At 67.8% G+C, this 1,992-nt stretch carries 3 protein-coding genes; all 3 read right to left on the reverse strand.

Annotated features, from left to right (window positions below; all coding sequences use genetic code 11):
* Positions 1 to 197 precede the first annotated feature (197 nt).
* Entirely contained in the window at positions 198 to 956 is a 759-nt protein-coding gene (locus ABZ656_RS57680; RefSeq protein WP_360280729.1) for an IS3 family transposase, read from the reverse strand.
* On the reverse strand, positions 932 to 1,264 hold the full coding sequence (locus ABZ656_RS57685; RefSeq protein WP_360280732.1) for a transposase: 333 nt from the start codon (positions 1,262 to 1,264) through the stop codon (positions 932 to 934). The genes ABZ656_RS57680 and ABZ656_RS57685 overlap by 25 nt, the downstream gene beginning before the upstream one ends.
* Positions 1,265 to 1,575: 311 nt before the next feature.
* Positions 1,576 to 1,992 (reverse strand): ATP-binding protein (locus ABZ656_RS57690; protein ID WP_360280735.1); only part of this gene is annotated, 417 nt, incomplete at its 5' end.

Consider the following 1,992-nt stretch of genomic DNA (forward strand, 5'->3'; position numbering starts at 1 on the left):
CTTCGGCTACCTCACCCCGGCTGAGACCAGGCAGCGGCATCAACACACCCTCGCGGCATAGCCATTACGTGTCCGAGATCACGGGGAAGCTTCAGAGGCGCTATCGGGACACGTCCCCTGCCCAGCGGCAGCGAGTACCGCTCCAGGCTGTGGCCGACGGATCAACGCCAAGGCAACAACGCCAGTCGAAACACGGGTCAAGCCACCGCCCGGAACGGCACTCGATCATTCTCACAGTCGAAACACGACCCGACGCGGCCCATGGACTGGGTCACGCCCAAGCGACGACAGGCCCGGCGAAAGCGCCGGGAGCCGTATTCGCTGCCGCGGTCGCTGTGGAAGATCACGCCCTTCACGTCACCGCCGCGGGTGGCCGCGGCCATGTTCAAGGACGCCACGACCAGTTCGGCGTCATGGCGTGCGCCCATCGCGTAACCGAGCAGCCGGCGCGAGAACAGGTCGATGACGGTGGCCAGGTAGAGCTTGCCCTCACCGGTGGTGATCTCGGTCATGTCGCCGCACCACACCTGGTCAGGCGCGTCCGCGGTGAAGTCCCGCCGCACGAAGTCTGGGGCCGCCAGCCGTTTGCCGGGCCGGGTCAGCCCGCGCCGTCGGCGGACCTTCCGTCCGGCCAGGCCGAGTTCGGCCATCAGACGGGCGACAGTGTTCACCGAGACCTGCCAGCCCGCGCGGACCAGGAGGAGCCAGACCTTCGGGGAGCCGTAGGTGCCGCCGGAGCCCTCGAAGATCTGCCGGATCACGTCGGCCAGCTGCCCGCGCCGGATCTCACGCGCGGTGGTGGGCTTGTCGCGCCACTTGTAGAACCAGGACTCCGACACCCCCAGGACCCGGCAGGCCAGACGGTGCGGGACGCAGTGCTCGGTCCTCTGGTTACCGATGAACGCGGCCAGGGCGGCCGGGTCCATCACGGTCACTTCACCCGGAGGACCATGCATCGCTTGAGGACATCACGCTCCATCTCCAGCTCGCGTATCCGCTTGTTCTTCTCCGACATCTCCTGCCGCAGCCGCTCCAGCTCGGCGCGCTCGGCCTCGCGCATCCGACCACCCGGCGGCGCGGGCTCGGTCGGCCGGTCGGACGACGCCGACCCGTTGCGCCGCCACCGCGACACCCAGCTGTGCAACGTGCCGGAGTGCACGCCGAGTTCCTCGGCGACCTCCGGGATCGGCCTGCCGGTCTCGATCACGATGCGTACAGCACCCTCACGAAACTCAGGCGTGTACGTCCGTTGCTTGGACCCCATGAACCCCAACCTCCCCTGCAATCACGGACTCCACGCTACGAGGGGAGGGACACTGCCGGGGTGCCGGAGAAACGTGCGGGTGACGTGGTCGTCGACGCCTCATCCGTGATCAACGCCAAGCCCGGCTTCGGTGATAGCAGCACCTGATCCCGGTCGCTGCGCTTCCATCGAGCCGAGTCGCGCCGCGGCCACGAGGTGGGGGTCTGCTCCTGCTCGCAGACTCCGGCCTCGGGTAGCTGCTGCATGGCTGGGCCGAGAGACATCAGAGTTGTGGGTGACTCTGCCTCGGCCCACTTTGGTGAGCGGTAGCTTCAGGGGGAATCCTGGATGATTTGCTCGGACCAGATCGTCTTGCCGTTCTGGCCATGGCGGCAGCCCCATCGTCCGCCGAGTTGAGAGACGAGGAACAGGCCGCGTCCTCCCTCGTCGGTTGTGCGGGCACGTCGCAGGCGGGGTTGGGTGCTGCTGGAGTCGGTGACCTCGCACACCAGGACGTGGTGGCGAATCAGACGGAGGTCCATCGGCGGACGGCCGTAGCGGATGGCATTGGTCACCAGTTCGCTGACGATGAGTTGGGTGGTGAAGAGGAGGTCGTCCAGGCCCCACGTGGTGAGTTGGCGGGTTATCCACTTCCGAGCTTTGGAGACGGCGGCCGGATCGGCCGGGATCTCCCAGTGAGCGGTGTCCGCCGCTGGGACGGCGCGGGTGCGGGCCAGCAGCAGGGCCGC

Source organism: Streptomyces sp. NPDC007095 (genome assembly GCF_040634475.1).
Classification (GTDB): Bacteria; Actinomycetota; Actinomycetes; order Streptomycetales; family Streptomycetaceae; genus Streptomyces.